We start from the raw sequence: 17,168 nt of genomic DNA on the forward strand, positions 1-17,168 counted from the left end.
CGGCCATGTCCGTCCCGGCAACCGAGGCTGTCACGAGCAACGGGCTGTACCAGCCCCCCGCGGCGACCTCCGGGAGTGACTCCGACAAGGAGATGTTCCTGAACCTGATGGTGGCGCAGCTGCGCTACCAGGACCCGATGAACCCGGCCGACTCCGGCGAGTTCCTCGCCCAGAACGCCCAGTTCACCGCGCTGGAGAAGATGCAGGACGTCGCTGACCAGACGGCCGCCCTGCTCTCCACGCAGATCTCGTTCGGCGCGGCCGGCATGGTCGGCAAGAACGTCACCTACCTGAACGAGGACGGGACCACGGCGTCCGGTCTCGTCAGCTCGGTGACGTACGACGTGAACGGTCCGATGCTCGTCGTCGGCGAATCCAGCGTCTCGCTCGGCCAGATCCAGTCGATCTCCGCCACCGCAGCAGGCACCACCGCCCCGCCCGCCACCCCGGCCACCACCGCAGCCACCACCGGCTGATCCCGACATCTCACCAGGAGAACCACCATGCTTCGTTCCCTCTTCGCCGGCATCAGCGGCCTGCGCGTCAACCAGGTCATGCTCGACGTCACCGGCAACAACATCGCCAACGCCAACACCGTCGGCTTCAAGTCGAGCTCGACGGTCTTCTCCGACACCCTGTCGCAGATGCTGACCTCGGCCTCTGGACCCGACACCGCCAACGGTCGCGGCGGCAGCAACCCGATCCAGGTCGGGCTCGGCGTCCAGCTGGCATCGACCAACACGAACTTCAACCAGGGGTCCAACCAGACCACCGGCCGGATCACCGACCTGATGATCCAGGGCGACGGCATGTTCATCGTGAAGAAGGGCGCCGAAGAGGTCTACACGCGAGCCGGCGCCTTCTCGTTCGACGAGGACGCCAACCTGGTCGCCCCGGGCGGTGCCCTGGTCCAGGGCTACACGACGTTCGACGGCACCGGCAACCACACCGGAGCCACCGGCCCGATCAAGCTCGACCCCGACGACGGCGCCGGCCACGCCCTGAAGTCGTACGAGATCGGCGCCGACGGCAAGATCACCGCCACCTACGACGATGACAGCCGCAAGGTCGTCGCGCAGGTGGCGATCGCGAACTTCACGAACCCGATGGGCCTCGAGAAGGTCGGCAGCACCAGCTTCCGCGCCACCTCCAACTCCGGTGCCGTCCAGTACGGCGTCGCCGGAGAGGGCAGCCGCGGCGAGATCGTCCCCGGCTCCGTCGAGATGTCGAACGTCGACCTCGCCGCCGAGTTCACCAACCTGATCCTCGCCCAGCGCGGGTTCCAGGCCAGCTCCCGCGTCATCACCACCTCGGACCAGGTGCTCGAGGAGCTCGTCAACATCAAGCGCTGACGCGCACCCGGCACGACCCTGCTCCACCCCGCACGCGGGCGCCGAACCCAGGCGCCCGCGTGTGTTCGTCCGGCGACACCCCTCAGGTCCTTGCCCTGGTCGCCGATGAACACCTCGAGCCGCCACGGACGGCGCTCTCTGCAAGGCCCAAGGACGGTGCACATGATCACGCTCACGCGACTCTCGGGGACGAAGTTCGCTCTCAACTGCGACCTGATCGAGCGCGTCGACGCGACACCCGACACGGTCGTGACGCTGATCGACGGCAAGAAGTACGTCGTGATCGAGTCCCTCGACGAAGTCCTGACATCGGTCCGCCGCCATCGCGGCGAGGTGCTCGCCATGAGCACGGCGATCGACCTCGATGTCTGGGCGCGCACCGAGCCGCGGACCGCCCAGCTCGGCACCGTCTTCGAACACCCGACGGCCCGGCTCGGTCTGGCCCACGACGAAACGGACGGCTGATGGATCCGGCAACCCTGATCGGCGTCATCGGCGCACTCGTCTTCATCGTCGTCGCCAACGTGATGGAGGGCGGCAACCCGATGAGCTTGATGCTCATCCCGCCGATCCTCCTCGTCGTCGGCGGCACCATCATGATCTCGATCGCCGGTGGCACGCTGGCCGACGCCAAGCTCGCCGTACGCGGGCTGAAGCGGGCCTTCACCGGCTCGGCCAAGAACGCGTCGGACCTGGTGCCCGTCCTGGTCTCTCTCTCGGAGAAGGCCCGGCGCGAGGGCCTGCTGGCCCTCGAGGACGCGTTGGCCGACGTCGACGAGCCGTTCCTGTCCCGGGGGCTGACCCTGGCGATCGACGGCACGGACCCCGAAGAGGTGCGCGACATCCTCGAGGCCGAGGTCGTCGCCGTACACGCCGAGGCCAAGCAGTCGGCCAAGTTCTTCAACTCCGCCGGCGCCTACGCTCCGACCATCGGCATCATCGGCACGGTCATGGGCCTGGTGCACGTGCTCGAGAACCTGGCCCAGCCCGAGGAGCTCGGTCACCTCATCGCCGGCGCGTTCGTCGCCACGCTCTGGGGCGTCATGTCCGCCAACGTCTTCTTCCTCCCGGTCGGCGCGCGCATCGGCCGCCTCGGAGAGCTGGAGACCGGTCGGATGGAGCTGATCATCGAGGGCATCGCCGCCCTCCAGGCCGGCTCGAACCCCCGCGTCGTCGCCCAGCGCCTGCAGTCGTTGCTCCCCGCCGACCAACGTGAACCGGAGGCCGCCTGATGAGCGGCTCCCGGGGCCGCGGCCGCAGGCAGAAGCACGTCGAGCCGGAGGAGCACGAGAACCACGAGCGGTGGCTCGTCACGTACGCCGACATGCTCACGCTGCTGATGGTGCTCTTCATCGTGATGTTCGCGATGAGCCAGGTGGACCAGGAGAAGTACAACGCGTTGAAGAACGGCCTCGCCGACGGCTTCGGCGCCGATGCGTCGGTCATGACCGGCTCCGACTCGATCCTGGAGGAGAAGCTGGACGAGATCAGCCCGCAAGCCACGGAGATCCTGGACAAGCTCAGCGACGCCGACAAGGAGGCGGTCGCCAAGGCCCTCGGGGCGACGCAGTCGGGCGAGAGCGCGTCGTACGCCGCGGCTCGGGTCGAGTACGACCGCCTGGACAAGGTGCGGCGCAAGATCGTGTCCGCGCTCTCGAAGAAGGGTCTCACTGACGACGTCAGAACGGCGATCGACGAGCGCGGCCTGGTCGTCAGCCTGGTGTCGAAGCACGTCGTCTTCCAGCCCGATGTCGCCCAGCTGAGCCAACGTGGTCAGCAGGTGGTCGACACGCTCGCGCCAGTGCTGCGGGGGCTCACCGAGCAGCTGCGCATCGACGGGCACACCAACCAGGTCAAGGTCCACCCGCGCTACTTCGCCACGGACTGGGACCTGTCGGCCGCCCGCGCCGTCACGGTGCTGCGCCGGCTCAACGAGCGCAACCACGTGCCGGCCGGCCGGCTCTCGGTGTCGGCCTTCGGGCACGAGCGGCCCCTGGTCGACCCGACCCTGCCCAGGTCGCAGGGCGTCAACAAGCGGGTGGACATCGTCGTCCTCCCGGACGTCGACTCCGACACCCAGCAGCTGCTCGACGACGTGGCGGCAGACACCGCGAGCGGCGGCACGAGCGCGGCCGGCAAGACCGACACCGACACCGAGTCAGGCGAGGCCAGCAACGACGCCGGCCGCGAGGTCGACCACGAGACCGTGACCAGGAAGGACGGAGACGGGGATGACAACGAGCACGGCTGAGAAGACCGAGACCGAGGAAGAGACCAGCGGCGGTGGCGGCAGGCTCAAGAAGATCGCGATCGTGGTGGTCGTCGTACTCCTGGTCGCTGCTGCGGCCTGGTGGTTCGTGCTGCGCCCGAAGCCCGAGAAGGCGCCCGAGCCCGGCGAGATCGTGACGCTGGACTCGACGCAGATCAACCTCACCGGCGGGCACTACCTGAGGCTGGGTCTGGCCCTGCAGCTGACGACTGACGCCCACGAGGTCGACGGCAGCAAGGCACTGGACGCCGCGATCGACCTCTTCAGCGGGCGCACGATGGCGAGCATCTCGCAGCCGGTTCGCCGCGACGAGCTGAAGGCGAAGCTCGTCCACCAGCTCGACGAGAGCTACCACGGGGAGGTGATGGACGTCTACTTCACCGAGTTCGTGACCCAGTGAGGGCGGCGCAGATCCTGCCATGATCCAAGTCACTTCCACACAACTGCTCAGGTAGCTGCGCAGGGGGCCGATTCGTCTCTTCGTGCCGCCCTCAGAAACCCCTGACCAAGACCCCGACGTCCTCGTGGCGGATCGGGGTGGTCGGCGTGCCCCCACCGAGCCGGTCCTCTACGACTTCCGGCGCCCGATCCAGCTGTCGCGCGAACACTCGCGGATGCTCCAGGTCGCCCTGGACGGCTTCTGCCGCCAGGCGACGACGGTCCTCACGTCCTCGCTGCGCACCGTGTGCGCGGTGACCCTGACGGGGATCGAGCAGAGCACCTACGCCGAGTACGTCGACTCGCTGGAGGGCACGACCTACCTCACGATCTTCTCGGCCGAGCCGCTGCTCAGCAAGTGCGTGCTCGAGATCCCACTCACGGCCGTCATGACGGCCGTCGACCACATGCTCGGCGGTCCCGGTCGCGACGACCAGCCCGAGCGTCCGCTCACCGAGATCGAGACCGGGGTGTCCCGCGGCCTCATCGAGCGGCTCCTGCACGAGTTGCGTTACTCCCTCGCCTCGATCGTCACCTTCGAGCCGGTGGTGACCGGCGTCGAGTACAGCCCCCAGTTCGCGCAGGTGGCAGGGGCGTCGGACGTCATGGTCGCGATGCACTTCGAGCTGAAGCTCAACGAGCGCGAGTTCCACATGTCCATGTGCATGCCGTTCTCCGGGCTGCTCCCCCACCTGCTCCGGGCAGCGGCTCCAGCGCCGGTCTCCGACCGCGAGCGCGCCCAGCGCGCCCGCTCGGCCGCCGTGCTCAAGGACCAGTTCCAGCGCGTCCCGGTCGACGTCGCCGTCCGCCTGCGCCCCACCACGCTGAGCCCTGGAGACCTCGCCGCGCTGCAGCGGGGCGACGCCATCCGCCTGAACCACCCCGCCTCCGCGCCACTCGACGTGGTCGTGGACGGCATCAACTTCGCGCACGCCACCGCCGGAACCAGCGGGTTCCGGCTCGCCGCCCTGATCGTAGGCACCCCCAAGGAGACCCCGTGACCACCATGAACACCGCCGCCGAGATCGCCCTCGCCGCTGCCGCTGCCGGGGCGGCGGTGCTCCCGTCCAACGAGCCGTTGACTGTCGGTACGGTCGCCGAGGGCGACCCCCAGGTCGGCGCTTCCTTCGCCGGCGCGGTGATCGCCGACCTCGAGGCCGCGGTCTCCGGCCGGATCGCCGTCCTGGTCGGCCCCGAGCTGGTCGCCGCGCTCGCCGACAGCCCGCTGGGCGGCCTCGACCTGGCCGCGGCCCTCCAGCCGACACTGGACGCCGTCGCCGCCTCGCTGCACGGCCGCATCGGCGCCGCCCGCGAGGTCGGGACCGACCTCGTCGCCCGCGAGGTCGCCTCGCCGTCCACCGTCGTCTTCCTGCACACCACGTCGCTCGCCGCCGCCGTCCTGGTGCCGGACAACGTGCTGGCCGGCGCGATGAACGTCGACGCCGCCGCGGGCGCCAACGGCAGTCCGGCCGTCGAGGCTGCCGTGTCCGGCAACGTCCTGAGCTCGGTCGGCACGCTCGACCCGCAGCGAACCCCCGGTATCGAGCTCCTGCACGGCGTCGACATGGAGGTGACCGTCGAGATCGGTCGCACCCGGATGACGGTCCGTGACCTGCTCGACCTCACTCCCGGCGCCGTGCTGGAGCTGGACCGGGCCGCGGGCAGCCCGGCCGACCTCCTGGTCAACGGTCGGCTGATCGCGCGCGGCGAGGTCGTCGTCATCGACGAGGACTTCGGCCTGCGCATCACCGAGATCGCCGTTGACGCGGCAGCGAGCTGATCGGACGACATGCTCGAGCTCGCCATCCGCCTGGTCTTCTCGCTGGCCGTGGTCCTGGGTCTTCTCGCCCTCCTGACCAAGTTCGGCTCGCGCCGCTTCCGCGGCCGCAATAACGCCATGGTCCAGGTGCTGCACCGCCAGCACCTGTCCCGCGGTACCACCGTCTCCGTCGTCACCGTCGGCTCGCGCGTCCTGGTCCTCGGCACCACCGAGCACCAGGTCCACGTCCTGGCCGAGCTCGAGCCCGACGAGGTGATGGAGCACCTCGCCGGGCCGGCCCTCGACGTCGACACCGACGTCGCCAACGACGCCGCGGTCCTGACCCTCCCGACCTCGTCCGAGTCGGTCCTGGCCGGATCGGTCCTGGCCGGATCGGTCCTCAGCGTCGACACGTGGCGCCAGGCGTTCGCCGCCGCGAGCCGGAAAGCCTCATGACCACCGCACTGCGGCGCGCCGCCACGTTCGCCGGCGCCATCGTCGTCACGGTCCTCATTCCCGCGATCGTCCTGCCGCTCTCGGCGATGGCCGCGCCGGAGAACCCGGCCGGCCCGAACGGTCCCGCCGGGCCTTCCGGCGGCTCGGACGTCACGATCGGCCTGGACGGCCTGACCGACACACCCAGCACGTCGGTGACGGTCCTGATCGGGCTGACCCTGGTCTCCCTGCTCCCGGCCATCCTGCTCAGCTGCACGGCGTTCACCAAGATCTTCGTGGTGCTCGGTCTGACCCGCAACGCACTCGGGCTCCAGCAGACCCCGCCCAACCAGGTGCTCGCCGGCCTGGCGCTCTTCCTGAGCCTCTTCGTGATGGGGCCGGTGCTGAGCGAGATCAACGACGTCGCTCTCCAGCCCTACCTCGCCGGCGACCTGGCGACGGGGGCGGCGCTGGAGACCGGCATGGAGCCCCTTCGTGGCTTCATGCTCGAGAACACCGACGACGACGAGCTGGAGCTGCTGACGAACGTCGCCGACCGCGACCTGCCGGCCAACCGGGACGAGGTCGCGACCACCACGCTGATCCCGGCCTTCGTGCTGACCGAGCTCAAGCAGGCCTTCATCATCGGGTTCATCATCTTCATCCCGTTCCTGGTCATCGACCTGGTGGTCAGCGGCGCACTGATGGCACTCGGCATGATGATGATGCCGCCGGTGATGGTGTCGCTCCCCTTCAAGCTGCTGCTGTTCGTGATGGTCGACGGCTGGGCCCTCGTCATCAAGTCCCTCGTCTCCAGCTACGGATAGGCGCCATGTCCGACACCGCCATCATCGACATCGCCCTCCAGACGATGCTCGTCGCGCTGAAGCTGTCCGCGCCGATCCTGGTGACCGCCCTGGTGATCGGCTTCGCCGTCTCGCTCTTCCAGTCGCTGACCCAGATCCAGGAAGTCACGCTCGCGTTCGTGCCGAAGCTGGTCGGGGTCGGCATCGCCCTCCTGCTGTGCGGCAACTGGATGATGCACACCCTCGTCACGTTCACCAACAACCTCTTCGACGCCATCCCGTCGTTGTTGGGCTGAGGACGCGGATCTCTCCTCCATGACACTCACCGTCTCGGGCGAGCCCCTGGTGGCCTACCTCCTGGCCTCGGTCCGCATCGTCGCCTGGCTGGCCGTCGTGCCGCCGTTCTCCGGGCGCTCGGTGCCGACCATGGCGAAGGTGGTGCTCTCGTTGGGGCTCGCGTTCGCCGTGGTGCCCGACGGCGACAGCGTCCCGCTCGACACCGTAGGGCTGCTGCTCAACGTCCTGACGCAGGTGCTGGTGGGCGTGGCGATGGGCTTCGTGACCTACCTCCTGCTCGCCGCCATCGCGGCCGCCGGCAGCCTCATCGACGTCTTCGGCGGCTTCTCGCTCGCCCAGGGCTTCGACCCGCTGTCGATGAACTCCAACACGGTCTTCGGCAAGTTCCACCAGATGCTGGCGACGGTGCTGCTCTTCGTGACCGGTGGACACCTCATGGTGATCGGCGGCCTGCTGAAGACGTTCACCTTCCTGCCGCTCGGCACGACGCCCGAGTGGGACAGCTTCCCCGACGTCCTGCTCACCGCGTTCGGCCTGTTCTTCACCACGGCCGTGCAGATCGCGCTGCCGATGATCGCCGTGCTCTTCCTCGCCGACCTCGGTCTCGCCCTGCTCACCAAGGTCGCACCGCAGATGCAGGCGATGACGGTGATGTTCCCGGTCAAGATCGGCCTCACCCTGCTGCTGGTCGGCCTCTCCCTGCCGGTCATCCCCCACGCCCTCGACCGCCTGGTCGACCTCTCCACCCAGGCAATGTCCACATTGTCGGGCGCGGGCTGAGGTGATGGCGTGAGCGAGCGTAGCGAGCGAACAAGCCAACACAGCGCGACCTGTGCCTCGTGCGCGCACGGAGCGAAGCGAGTACGCGCATGAGCGAGGAGAAGTCCGAGAAGGCGACTTCCAAGAAGAACAAGGAGAACCGCAAGGAGGGCAAGGTCCCGCGCACCCAGGAGCTGGGCGCCTGGTCTGCCCTGGCGCTGTTCGCGCTGGCGCTCCCCAAGCTGCTCGGACACGAGGTCAAGGAGCTCCAGGGCCTAATGACCGCCAGCCTGAGCATGGGCGAGCACGCCGACATCGGGAAGGCCGTCACGATGCTGGGCGAGGGCCTGTGGCACGTGCTGGTCACGCTGCTGGCGCTCGGCACGGGTGTGCTCATCGTCGGTGTCGCGGGCGCACTCGCCCAGGGCGGGTTCTTCGTCGCCTACGACTCGGTGAAGCCGAAGCTCAGCAAGCTCAACCCGATCCAGGGCGTGAAGCGGATGTTCGGCGCACGCGCGTGGTGGGAGGCGACCAAGATGCTCGTACGCTGCGCCGTCGTGGTCGCTCTGGTCTGGATGACCGTCAAGGCCGCGATGCCGATGATCGGCGGCCTGATGCCGATGGAGGTCGTGCTCGACCAGACCGCGGCGAGCGCCCTGTCCATGATCCGCAACGTCGCGATCGTCGGCATCGTCCTCGGCGCAGCCGACTACATCATGCAGCGCCGAATGGTCGGCAAGCAGGCCCGAATGACCAAGGAAGAGGTCAAGCAGGAGCACAAGCAGTCCGAGGGCGACCCGATGCTCAAGGGCGCCATCCGATCGCGGCAGCTGGCCGCCTCGCGCAACCGGATGATGGCAGACGTGCCGTCCGCGGACTTCGTGCTGGTCAACCCGACCCACGTCGCGGTCGCCCTGCGCTACAACCCCGAGCGCGGCGCCCCGCGCGTGGTCGCTCGCGGTGCCGGAGTGATCGCCACCGCCATCCGGGAGAAGGCCGGCGAGGCACAGGTGCCTCTCGTCCGCGACATCCCGCTCGCGCGTGCGCTCTACACCTCCACCACCGTCGGCCAGGAGATCCCGGCAGAGCTCTTCGCGGCCGTCGCGCAGGTGCTCGCGTTCGTCATCAGCCGCCGTACGCACGGCCAGCGGGGTGGCGAGCACGGCAGCCCGCGCCGCGACCCCGACGTACCCAAGGTGAGCCCGGCCGGACATCGCCGCCGAAAGCCCTCAGGTCCCGCTCTCGCCGACCGATGAGACCTCCCGGACCCCAGGACGGAGTCATGCATCGGTGCCACGGATGGCGCGCCCGCACCTCTCCCGACCCGTTCTGACCTGGAGGCCCCTCCGTGAAGCGGATGAACCAGCTCGGCGTGCCCATCGGCATCGTGGCGATCGTCGTCATGCTGGTGGTCCCGCTGCCGGCCGCGGTCCTCGACCTGCTGATCGCCCTCAACATCACCGCCGCGCTCCTCGTGCTGATGACGGCGATGTTCGTGCACAAGCCGCTCGACTTCGCCGCGTTCCCCGCCGTGCTGCTGGTGATGACGCTCTTCCGGCTCGCGCTCAACGTGAGCGCCACCCGGCTCGTGCTGCTCGACGGCTTCGCGGGCAAGGTGATCGACACGTTCGGCCACTTCGTCGTCGGCGGGTCGCTGATCGTCGGGCTGATCGTGTTCGCGATCCTGCTGGTCATCCAGTTCGTCGTCATCACCAACGGCGCGGGGCGCGTCGCCGAGGTCGGCGCCCGCTTCACCCTCGACGCGATGCCGGGCAAGCAGATGGCCATCGACGCCGACCTCAACTCCGGCCTCATCGACGAGGACGAGGCCCGGCGCCGTCGCGCCGAGGTGCACGCCGAAGCCGACTTCTACGGCTCGATGGACGGCGCCTCGAAGTTCGTGAAGGGCGACGCGATCGCCGCGATCATCATCACCCTGGTCAACCTGATCGGCGGGTTCGCCATCGGCGTCGGCCAGCTGGGCATGCCGTTCGGCGAGGCGGTGACGACGTACAGCCTGCTGTCGGTCGGCGACGGCCTCGTGTCGCAGATCCCGGCGCTGCTCCTCTCGGTCGCGACCGGACTCATCGTGACCCGCTCGGTCAACGACGCCGACATGGGCTCGGACATCATCCGGCAGATGATGGCCAACCAGATGCCGCTGCGAGTGGCTGGGTTCGGCGCGCTCGGACTCTGCCTGATCCCGGGGCTGCCCAAACTCCCGTTCATCGTCGCCGGCGGCCTGATGCTGATCGCCTCGTCGCGCGCCGGGGCGGCCGCGAAGGAGGAGGCCGTGGAGGCGCAGCAGATCCAGCAGGCGCTCACCTCTCCCGACACCCCCGAGCTGCTGGCCGCCGAGATCCAGGTCGACCCCCTGGGCCTCGAGCTCTCCGCCGACATGATCGACCTCGTCGACCCCAGCAGCGGCGGCGACCTGCTCGAGCGGGTCAAGGCGCTGCGCCGCAAGATCGCCACGGACCTGGGCATCGTCGCTCCGCCGGTGCGCACCCGCGACAACCTGCAGCTCCCCAGCCGCACGTACGCGATCCTGCTCTTCGGCATCGAGGTGGCCCGCGGCGAGGCGCCCCCGGGCACGGTCCTCGCGATCGGCGACTTCCTCGGCTCGCTGCCGGGCCAGCAGACCCAGGAGCCGGTCTTCGGGCTCGACGCGAAGTGGATCCCCGCCGAGCTGCGCGGCCAGGCCGAGCTCAGCGGCGCAACCGTGGTCGACCGTGCGTCGGTCATCACCACCCACCTCGCCGAGATCATCACCCAACACGCCGGCCGCCTGCTCGGGCGCGAGGACGTGCGGATGCTCACCGACGTCGTCAAGCGCAGCCACCCCGTCGTGGTCGACGAGCTCACCCCGACCCAGCTCAGCCTCGGCGAGATGCAGCGCGTGCTGCAGGAGCTCCTCGACGAGAGCGTGTCCATCCGCGACCTGGTCCGGATCTTCGAGGCCCTGTCGCTCCGGGCGACCCGCACCAAGGAGCTGGACCCGCTCGTGGAGGCAGCGCGTCAGGCGCTCGGACCGGCCATCGCGGCGCCGTACGCCGTGGACAAGACGCTGCACGTGCTCACTCTCGAGCCGCAGCTGGAGCAGGCGATCCTCGAGTCACTGCGCCCAGGCGATCTCGGCCAGGCCATTGCCCTCGACCCCGAGACCAGCCAGACGCTGCTGCGCAACCTCGCCCAGCTCACGCAGGAGGTCGAGAACCGCAACATCCGGCCGGTGCTGGTCTGCGCGCCGCAGGTGCGCGCGGCGCTGCGCCGGCTCGTGCAGCCGATCGTCCCGCGCCTCGCGGTGCTCTCCTACCAGGAGCTCACCGGGGCCGACCAGATCCGTTCCGAGGGCGTCGTCACTGCCGACACCCGCCTCGCCGTCAACGCCTGACCCGCTCACCGGAAGGTAGTCGCATGAGTCCACTGTCCTGGCCCGTCATGATCGGCACGCTCGCCGTCGGATCACCGGCCCTGTACGCCGCCCAGGTGAGTGGCACGCTCTCCCCCGACGTCGCCCTCGTGCGACTGCTGATCTGCATGGCCGGCGTGTGGCTGGTGTGCGCGGTCGTCGCCAGCATGATCAAGGGCACGGTGGCGGCCAACAAGCTCGCGGCGGTCGCGGAGGCGGCCGGCGACTCGGAATCGGAGCTCGACCCCGATGAGTACGCGAGAGGGCTCTCGATCGGCGAGCTCTCCGACGGGTTCGAGGAGATCGGCGAGACCGAGGCCGCCTGAGCTCGCCGTACGCCTCCGGAAACGCAGCGACCCGCAGGCGTCGGGCCCAGGTGGGCCCGGCTCCGGTGGACGTGATGACCGGATCGCCTGCGGGTCGGGTGACTGCGATGGATTCACCAGCAGCCGTCCTGGCGCGACTCCGCACCAGGTGTTGCTGATGGGCTGCTAGCGGGCAGCCACCTCACGCGTCCCAAAAGAGATCATTCTCCGGACCACCTCCTTTCCCGTGTGCGTCAACGGTAGGTCGCGCACCTCGGAGGATCAACGGGTTAATCAGACGACCTCGGTCACGGCCGCCGTGAACTGCGCGTTGTAGAGCCGGGCGTAGGCGCCGTCGGCCGCGAGCAGCTGCTCGTGGTCGCCCTGCTCGACGATCGCGCCGTCCTCCATGACGAGGATCAGGTCGGCGTCGCGGATGGTGCTCAGCCGGTGGGCGATCACGAAGCTCGTCCGGTCGGTGCGCAGCGCTGCCATCGCCTTCTGCAGCAGCAGCTCGGTGCGGGTGTCGACCGAGCTGGTGGCCTCGTCGAGGATCAGCAGCGCGGGGTCCGTCAGGAACGCCCGGGCGATCGTCACGAGCTGGCGCTCCCCCGCCGAGAGGTTGGAGCCCTCCTCGTCGATGACCGTGTCGTAGCCGTCGGGCAGCGAGTGCACGAACCGGTCCACGAACGTCGCACGCGCCGCCTCGAGGATCTGCTCCTCGGTGGCGTCCGGACGCCCGTACGCAATGTTGTCGCGGATCGTGCCCTCGAAGAGCCAGGTGTCCTGGAGGACCATGCCGATCTGCCCGCGCAGGGCCGAGCGCGGCATGCCCGCGACGTCCACGCCGTCGATCGTGATGCGGCCCGCGTCGACGTCGTAGAAGCGCATCACCAGGTTGACCAGCGTGGTCTTGCCGGCGCCCGTGGGCCCGACGATGGCGACCGTCTCACCTGGCCGGGCGACGAGCGAGAGGTCGGTGATGAGCGGACGCTCCTCGTCGTACCGGAACGACACGCGCTCGAAGGCCACCTCACCCCGTCGTACGGCGGGAGCGGCGAGAGCCGGGGCGTTCTCGACCTCGGCATCGGCATCGAGCAGCTCGAAGACCCGCTCGGCGGACGCGACGCCGGACTGCAGCAGGTTGGTCATCGACGCGACCGTCGTCAGCGGCTGGGTGAACTGCCGCGAGTACTGGATGAACGCCTGGACCTCACCCAGCGACAGGTTGCCGCTGGCGACCCGCAGACCGCCGACGACGGCCACCAGCACGTAGTTGAGGTTCCCGATGAACATCATCGCCGGCATGATCAGGCCGCTGACGAACTGCGCTCCGAAGCTGACCTTGAAGAGCTCGTCGTTCTCCTCAGCGAAGGTCTGCTCGACCTCGCCCTGCCGACCGAAGACCTTGACCAGTGCGTGGCCGGAGTAGGCCTCCTCGATCTGCGCGTTGAGCTTGCCCGTACGCCGCCACTGCGCCACGAACTGGCCCTGCGAGCGCTTCATGATCTGCGAGGTCACGATCAGCGACATCGGCACCGTGACGAGCGCGACCAGCGCGAGCAGCGGCGAGATCCAGAACATCATCCCGAGCACGGCGAGCACGGTCATCACCGAGGTGAGCAGCTGGCTCATCGTCTGCTGGAGGGTCGTGCTGACGTTGTCGATGTCGTTGGTGACGCGCGACAGCAGCTCGCCGCGAGGCGAACGGTCGAAGTAGTTCAGCGGCAGCCGGTTGATCTTCTCCTCGACGTCCTCACGCATCTGCCGGACGGTGTTCTGCACGACCGTGTTGAGGATGTAGCCCTGCAGCCACGCCAGCAGTGACGCGAAGACGTAGATCAGGAGCACGACCATCAGGACGTCGCCGACGGCGCCGAAGTCGACGCCCTCACCGGGCACGACGTCCTGACCCTGCACGGCGTCGGGCAGCGCCGACTCCGGGGTGCCGGCGGGGAACTGCGACCCGATGAAGCCGTTGAAGACCAGGTCGGTCGCGTGGCCGAGGATCCGCGGCGCGATCGACATCAGCGCGACGCTGGCGATGCCGAGGATGACGACGGCGATCGCCTTGCCGCGGTCGGGGCGCATCAGGCTGACGAGCCGCTTGGCGGACGGCCCGAAGTCCATCGCCTTCTGCCCGACCATGCCGCCGCCCATCGGGCCGCGGCCGGGGCCACCCTGGGGTGCCTCGATCCGCTCGGTGGCCTCGAAGCCCTGCTTCTTCTTGGTGTTGGTGTCGCTCATGCCGCTTCCTCTGCCGTGAGCTGGGAGGTGACGATCTCCTGGTACGTCGCGCACTCGGCCAGCAGCTCGTGGTGCGTGCCGCGACCGACGATCCGGCCGTCCTCGAGCACGAGGATCAGGTCGGCGTCGCGGATCGTGGAGACCCGTTGGGCGACGATGACGACGGTCGCGTCCTGGGTCTCGGGCCGTAGCGCCGCCCGCAACCGTGCGTCGGTCGCCAGGTCGAGGGCCGAGAAGGAGTCGTCGAAGAGGTAGATGCCGGGCTTGCGGATCAGCGCCCGCGCGATCGCGAGCCGCTGGCGCTGGCCGCCGGAGAAGTTGGTGCCGCCCTGGACCACAGCCGAGTCGAGCCCGTCGGGCATCGCCTCGACGAAGTCACGACCCTGCGCCACGTCGAGCGCGGCCCACATCTCCTCGTCGGTCGCGTCCGGCTTGCCGTGCTGGAGGTTGCTGCGGACCGTGCCGCTGAAGAGGTAGGCCTTCTGCGGCACCAGGCCGATCTGCTGCCACAGCAGGTCCGGGTCCACCCGCCGTACGTCGGTGCCGCCGACGCGGACGTCGCCGTCGGTGGCGTCGAAGAGCCGCGGCACCAGGTTGACCAGCGTGCTCTTGCCTGCGCCGGTCGAGCCGATCACGGCGACCATCTGGCCGGGGCGGGCCGAGAAGGAGACGTCGCTCAGCACCGGCTCCTCGGCACCGGGGTAGGCGAACGTGACGTGCTCGAGGTCGAGGTGGCCGCGCCGCGCGGGGTCCGGGGCGACAGGGTCGGCCGGGACCGGTACCGAGGTCTCGGTGTCGAGCACCTCGGCGATGCGGTCCGCGCAGACGGCTGCCCGCGGGATCATCATCAGCATGAACGTCGCCATCATCACCGACATCAGGATCTGCATCAGGTAGGAGAGGAAGGCGGTGAGTGCGCCGGGCATCATCTGGCCATTGTCGATCCGGTGACCGCCGAACCAGATCACGGCAACGCTGGAGACGTTCACGACCAGGATCACCAGCGGGAACATGGTCGCCATCCACCGACCGGCGGCGACGGCGACGTCGGTGAGGTCGTCGTTGGCCTTGCCGAACCGCTGCTTCTCGTACGGCTCCCGCACGAACGCGCGGACGACGCGGATGCCGGTGATCTGCTCGCGCAGCACCCGGTTGACCTCGTCGATCCGGCCCTGCATGAGTCGGAAGTTCGGCACCATCCGGCTGACGACGAACCCGACGCACAGGAAGAGCGCAGGCACGACCACCGCCAGGATCCAGCCGAGCCCCATGTCCTCGCGCAGCGCCATGATCACGCCGCCGACCATCATGATCGGGGCCGACACCGCGATCGTGCAGGTCATCAGGACGAGCATCTGCACCTGCTGCACGTCGTTCGTCGTACGGGTGATCAGCGACGGTGCGCCGAACTGCTGCACCTCACGGGTCGAGAACATGCCGACGCGGTGGAAGAGCGCCGCGCGCACGTCCCGGCCGAAGCTCATCGCGGTGCGCGAGCCGAACCGGACGGCGATCACCGAGCAGACGATCTGGCCGAAGGCCACGGCCAGCATCACCCCACCGGTGGTGACGATGTAGTGGGTGTCGCCGGTCGTGACGCCGTTGTCGATGATGTCGGCGTTGAGCGTCGGCAGGTAGAGCATCGCCATCACGCCGAGGAACTGGAACAAAACGACGACGCCCAGCCAGGCCCTGTAGGGCGCGAGTTGGGTGCGTAGAAGTCGGAGCAGCATCAGGTCGGGTCCTCGTCCTTGAGAATTCCGTGGAGGATCACGTCGACGATCTCTTCGGGGCTGAGCGGGCGCTGGTCGGAGATGTGGGGGTGACTGCCGGAGAAGGTCAGCAGCCGCACCAGGTCGACGACGCGCTCGACCGGGAGGGTGAAACGGTGGGCGTCGGGGGCGAGCAGCAGGGCGAGGCCGCCGCTGGCGAGGCGCTTGCGTGCCTCGGGGTCGCTGATCGTCGACGGCGGCTTGCGCATGCCCATCGCGGCCATCAGCGAGAAGATGCTGACGAAGCGGTGCTGGAGCAGCGTGGTGAAGGCGACGAGCCGCTCCCGCAGCTCGGTGTCCGGGTCGATCCGCGCCACCTCCTGGAGGAACACGATGGGATCGAACTCGGCTTCCATCACCGCGTCGAAGAGCTCCTCCTTGGTGGCGAACGCCCGGAACACGGTGCCTTCGGCGATGCCCGCGGCCTCGGCGATCAGCTTGGTCGTCGTCGCCCGTCCGTGCTCGTACAGGAGCGGCCGGGTCGCCGCGATGATCGCCTCCCGCCGCTCGTCCGGCGACATCGGCCGCGCGCGTTCCCGTTTGGTGTCCACGACCTGGAAGCATAAATGAGTGAGCACTCACTCACAAACGGTTTTCGAGGCTCAAGGGCACGAGGGAGGACCCTAGGTCTACGGGGCCAGGCGCTCCGTGACCCACCCGTCCGCCGTACGCCGGTAGACGAGGCGGTCGTGCAGCCGCGACGTCCGGCCCTGCCAGAACTCCACGACCTCGGGGCGTACGACGTACCCGCCCCACTCACCAGGGGTCGGTACGGCGTCCGGGAAGCGGGCCTCCGCGTCGGCGTACGCCGCCGCCAGGGCATCTCGGTTGGCGACGACCTGCGACTGGTGGGAGGCCACCGCCCCGAGCTGCGACCCGCGCGGACGGCTGGCGAAGTAGGCCTCGACATCGGCGCGCGGCAGCCGCGTCGCGACCCCCTCGATGCGGACCTGGCGCTCGAGCAGGTGCCACGGGAACAGCAGCGCGCAGCGCGGGTTGCCGGACAGCTCGGCGCCCTTGCGGGAGTCGGTGTTGGTGAAGAAGACGAAGCCGGCCTCGGAGACGCCCTTGAGCAGCACCATCCGCGAGGACGGGGCTAAGTCGGGACCGACCGTGCTCACCACCATCGCGTTGGCGTCGTGCTGGATGGCCTCGTGGGCCTCGCTCATCCACCGGCCGAACATCGCGATCGGGTCGGAGTCCAGGTCGGTCTCGTCGAGACCGTCGCGGGCGTACTCCTCACGGAGCGCGGAGAGGTCGAGGTCGGACATGCCCTCGACCCTAGTCCGGCACGGGTGCACAATGCGTGGCGGCGCC

The 17,168-nt window shown here is 69.1% G+C and carries 19 protein-coding genes; 15 read left to right on the forward strand and 4 right to left on the reverse strand.

The window, feature by feature from the left end; translation table 11 throughout:
- The first annotated feature begins 5 nt into the window (after positions 1–5).
- The 15 genes from ABEA33_RS11860 (at position 6) to ABEA33_RS11930 (ending at position 11,853) form a co-directional block, all read left to right on the forward strand.
- Positions 6–476, forward strand: a complete 471-nt coding sequence (locus ABEA33_RS11860) for a flagellar hook capping FlgD N-terminal domain-containing protein (RefSeq protein ID WP_345526986.1) — start codon at positions 6–8, stop codon at positions 474–476.
- Positions 477–503: 27 nt separating this feature from the next.
- Positions 504–1,352, forward strand: coding sequence for a flagellar hook-basal body complex protein (locus tag ABEA33_RS11865; protein WP_345526987.1), 849 nt, complete (start codon positions 504–506; stop codon positions 1,350–1,352).
- Between the two features lie 162 nt (positions 1,353–1,514).
- Complete coding sequence (locus ABEA33_RS11870) at positions 1,515–1,817, forward strand: flagellar FlbD family protein (RefSeq protein WP_345526988.1); 303 nt, start codon at positions 1,515–1,517, stop codon at positions 1,815–1,817.
- Complete coding sequence (locus tag ABEA33_RS11875) at positions 1,817–2,584, forward strand: motility protein A (protein WP_345526989.1); 768 nt, start codon at positions 1,817–1,819, stop codon at positions 2,582–2,584. Before ABEA33_RS11870 ends, ABEA33_RS11875 begins: the two co-directional genes overlap by 1 nt.
- Positions 2,584–3,603 carry a flagellar motor protein MotB gene (locus ABEA33_RS11880; RefSeq protein ID WP_345526990.1) on the forward strand — a complete coding sequence of 340 codons (1,020 nt, stop codon included), beginning with the start codon at positions 2,584–2,586 and terminating at the stop codon, positions 3,601–3,603. Before ABEA33_RS11875 ends, ABEA33_RS11880 begins: the two co-directional genes overlap by 1 nt.
- Entirely contained in the window at positions 3,584–4,021 is a 438-nt protein-coding gene (locus tag ABEA33_RS11885) for a flagellar basal body-associated FliL family protein (protein ID WP_345526991.1), read from the forward strand. Before ABEA33_RS11880 ends, ABEA33_RS11885 begins: the two co-directional genes overlap by 20 nt.
- Before the next feature lie 82 nt (positions 4,022–4,103).
- Positions 4,104–5,060 carry a flagellar motor switch protein FliM gene (locus ABEA33_RS11890; RefSeq protein WP_345526992.1) on the forward strand — a complete coding sequence of 319 codons (957 nt, stop codon included), beginning with the start codon at positions 4,104–4,106 and terminating at the stop codon, positions 5,058–5,060.
- 5 nt (positions 5,061–5,065) lie between these two features.
- Complete coding sequence (fliN, locus tag ABEA33_RS11895) at positions 5,066–5,839, forward strand: flagellar motor switch protein FliN (protein ID WP_345527106.1); 774 nt, start codon at positions 5,066–5,068, stop codon at positions 5,837–5,839.
- 9 nt (positions 5,840–5,848) lie between these two features.
- Complete coding sequence (locus ABEA33_RS11900; protein WP_345526993.1) at positions 5,849–6,274, forward strand: flagellar biosynthetic protein FliO; 426 nt, start codon at positions 5,849–5,851, stop codon at positions 6,272–6,274.
- Positions 6,271–7,080: a flagellar type III secretion system pore protein FliP gene (gene fliP / locus ABEA33_RS11905; protein WP_345526994.1), complete on the forward strand. Its 810-nt coding sequence runs from the start codon at positions 6,271–6,273 to the stop codon at positions 7,078–7,080. Before ABEA33_RS11900 ends, fliP begins: the two co-directional genes overlap by 4 nt.
- A gap of 5 nt (positions 7,081–7,085) precedes the next feature.
- Positions 7,086–7,355: a flagellar biosynthesis protein FliQ gene (gene fliQ, locus ABEA33_RS11910; RefSeq protein WP_345526995.1), complete on the forward strand. Its 270-nt coding sequence runs from the start codon at positions 7,086–7,088 to the stop codon at positions 7,353–7,355.
- Between the two features lie 19 nt (positions 7,356–7,374).
- The gene (locus ABEA33_RS11915) at positions 7,375–8,136 is read left to right on the forward strand and encodes a flagellar biosynthetic protein FliR (RefSeq protein WP_345526996.1); all 762 of its coding nucleotides are present in this window, start codon (positions 7,375–7,377) and stop codon (positions 8,134–8,136) included.
- An 89-nt stretch (positions 8,137–8,225) separates the two neighbouring features.
- Positions 8,226–9,371 carry an EscU/YscU/HrcU family type III secretion system export apparatus switch protein gene (locus ABEA33_RS11920; protein ID WP_345526997.1) on the forward strand — a complete coding sequence of 382 codons (1,146 nt, stop codon included), beginning with the start codon at positions 8,226–8,228 and terminating at the stop codon, positions 9,369–9,371.
- Between the two features lie 101 nt (positions 9,372–9,472).
- Positions 9,473–11,509, forward strand: a complete 2,037-nt coding sequence (flhA, locus tag ABEA33_RS11925) for a flagellar biosynthesis protein FlhA (protein WP_345527107.1) — start codon at positions 9,473–9,475, stop codon at positions 11,507–11,509.
- Between the two features lie 23 nt (positions 11,510–11,532).
- On the forward strand, positions 11,533–11,853 hold the full coding sequence (locus ABEA33_RS11930) for a hypothetical protein (RefSeq protein ID WP_345526998.1): 321 nt from the start codon (positions 11,533–11,535) through the stop codon (positions 11,851–11,853).
- Between the two features lie 273 nt (positions 11,854–12,126).
- On the opposite strand, the gene ABEA33_RS11935 is transcribed toward ABEA33_RS11930, so the two are convergent.
- From ABEA33_RS11935 to pdxH, 4 genes are all read right to left on the reverse strand, one after another.
- The gene (locus ABEA33_RS11935) at positions 12,127–14,079 is read right to left on the reverse strand and encodes an ABC transporter ATP-binding protein (RefSeq protein WP_345526999.1); all 1,953 of its coding nucleotides are present in this window, start codon (positions 14,077–14,079) and stop codon (positions 12,127–12,129) included.
- Positions 14,076–15,812, reverse strand: coding sequence for an ABC transporter ATP-binding protein (locus ABEA33_RS11940; protein WP_345527000.1), 1,737 nt, complete (start codon positions 15,810–15,812; stop codon positions 14,076–14,078). The genes ABEA33_RS11935 and ABEA33_RS11940 overlap by 4 nt, the downstream gene beginning before the upstream one ends.
- Positions 15,812–16,402 (reverse strand): TetR/AcrR family transcriptional regulator, encoded by a 591-nt coding sequence (locus ABEA33_RS11945; protein ID WP_345527001.1) that lies wholly within the window; start codon positions 16,400–16,402, stop codon positions 15,812–15,814. The genes ABEA33_RS11940 and ABEA33_RS11945 overlap by 1 nt, the downstream gene beginning before the upstream one ends.
- A 78-nt stretch (positions 16,403–16,480) precedes the next feature.
- The gene (gene pdxH, locus ABEA33_RS11950; protein WP_345527002.1) at positions 16,481–17,122 is read right to left on the reverse strand and encodes a pyridoxamine 5'-phosphate oxidase; all 642 of its coding nucleotides are present in this window, start codon (positions 17,120–17,122) and stop codon (positions 16,481–16,483) included.
- Positions 17,123–17,168: the final 46 nt, after the last annotated feature.

Origin of the sequence: Nocardioides endophyticus, from assembly GCF_039543845.1 — a bacterium.
GTDB classification, from domain to species: Bacteria; Actinomycetota; Actinomycetes; order Propionibacteriales; family Nocardioidaceae; genus Nocardioides; species Nocardioides endophyticus.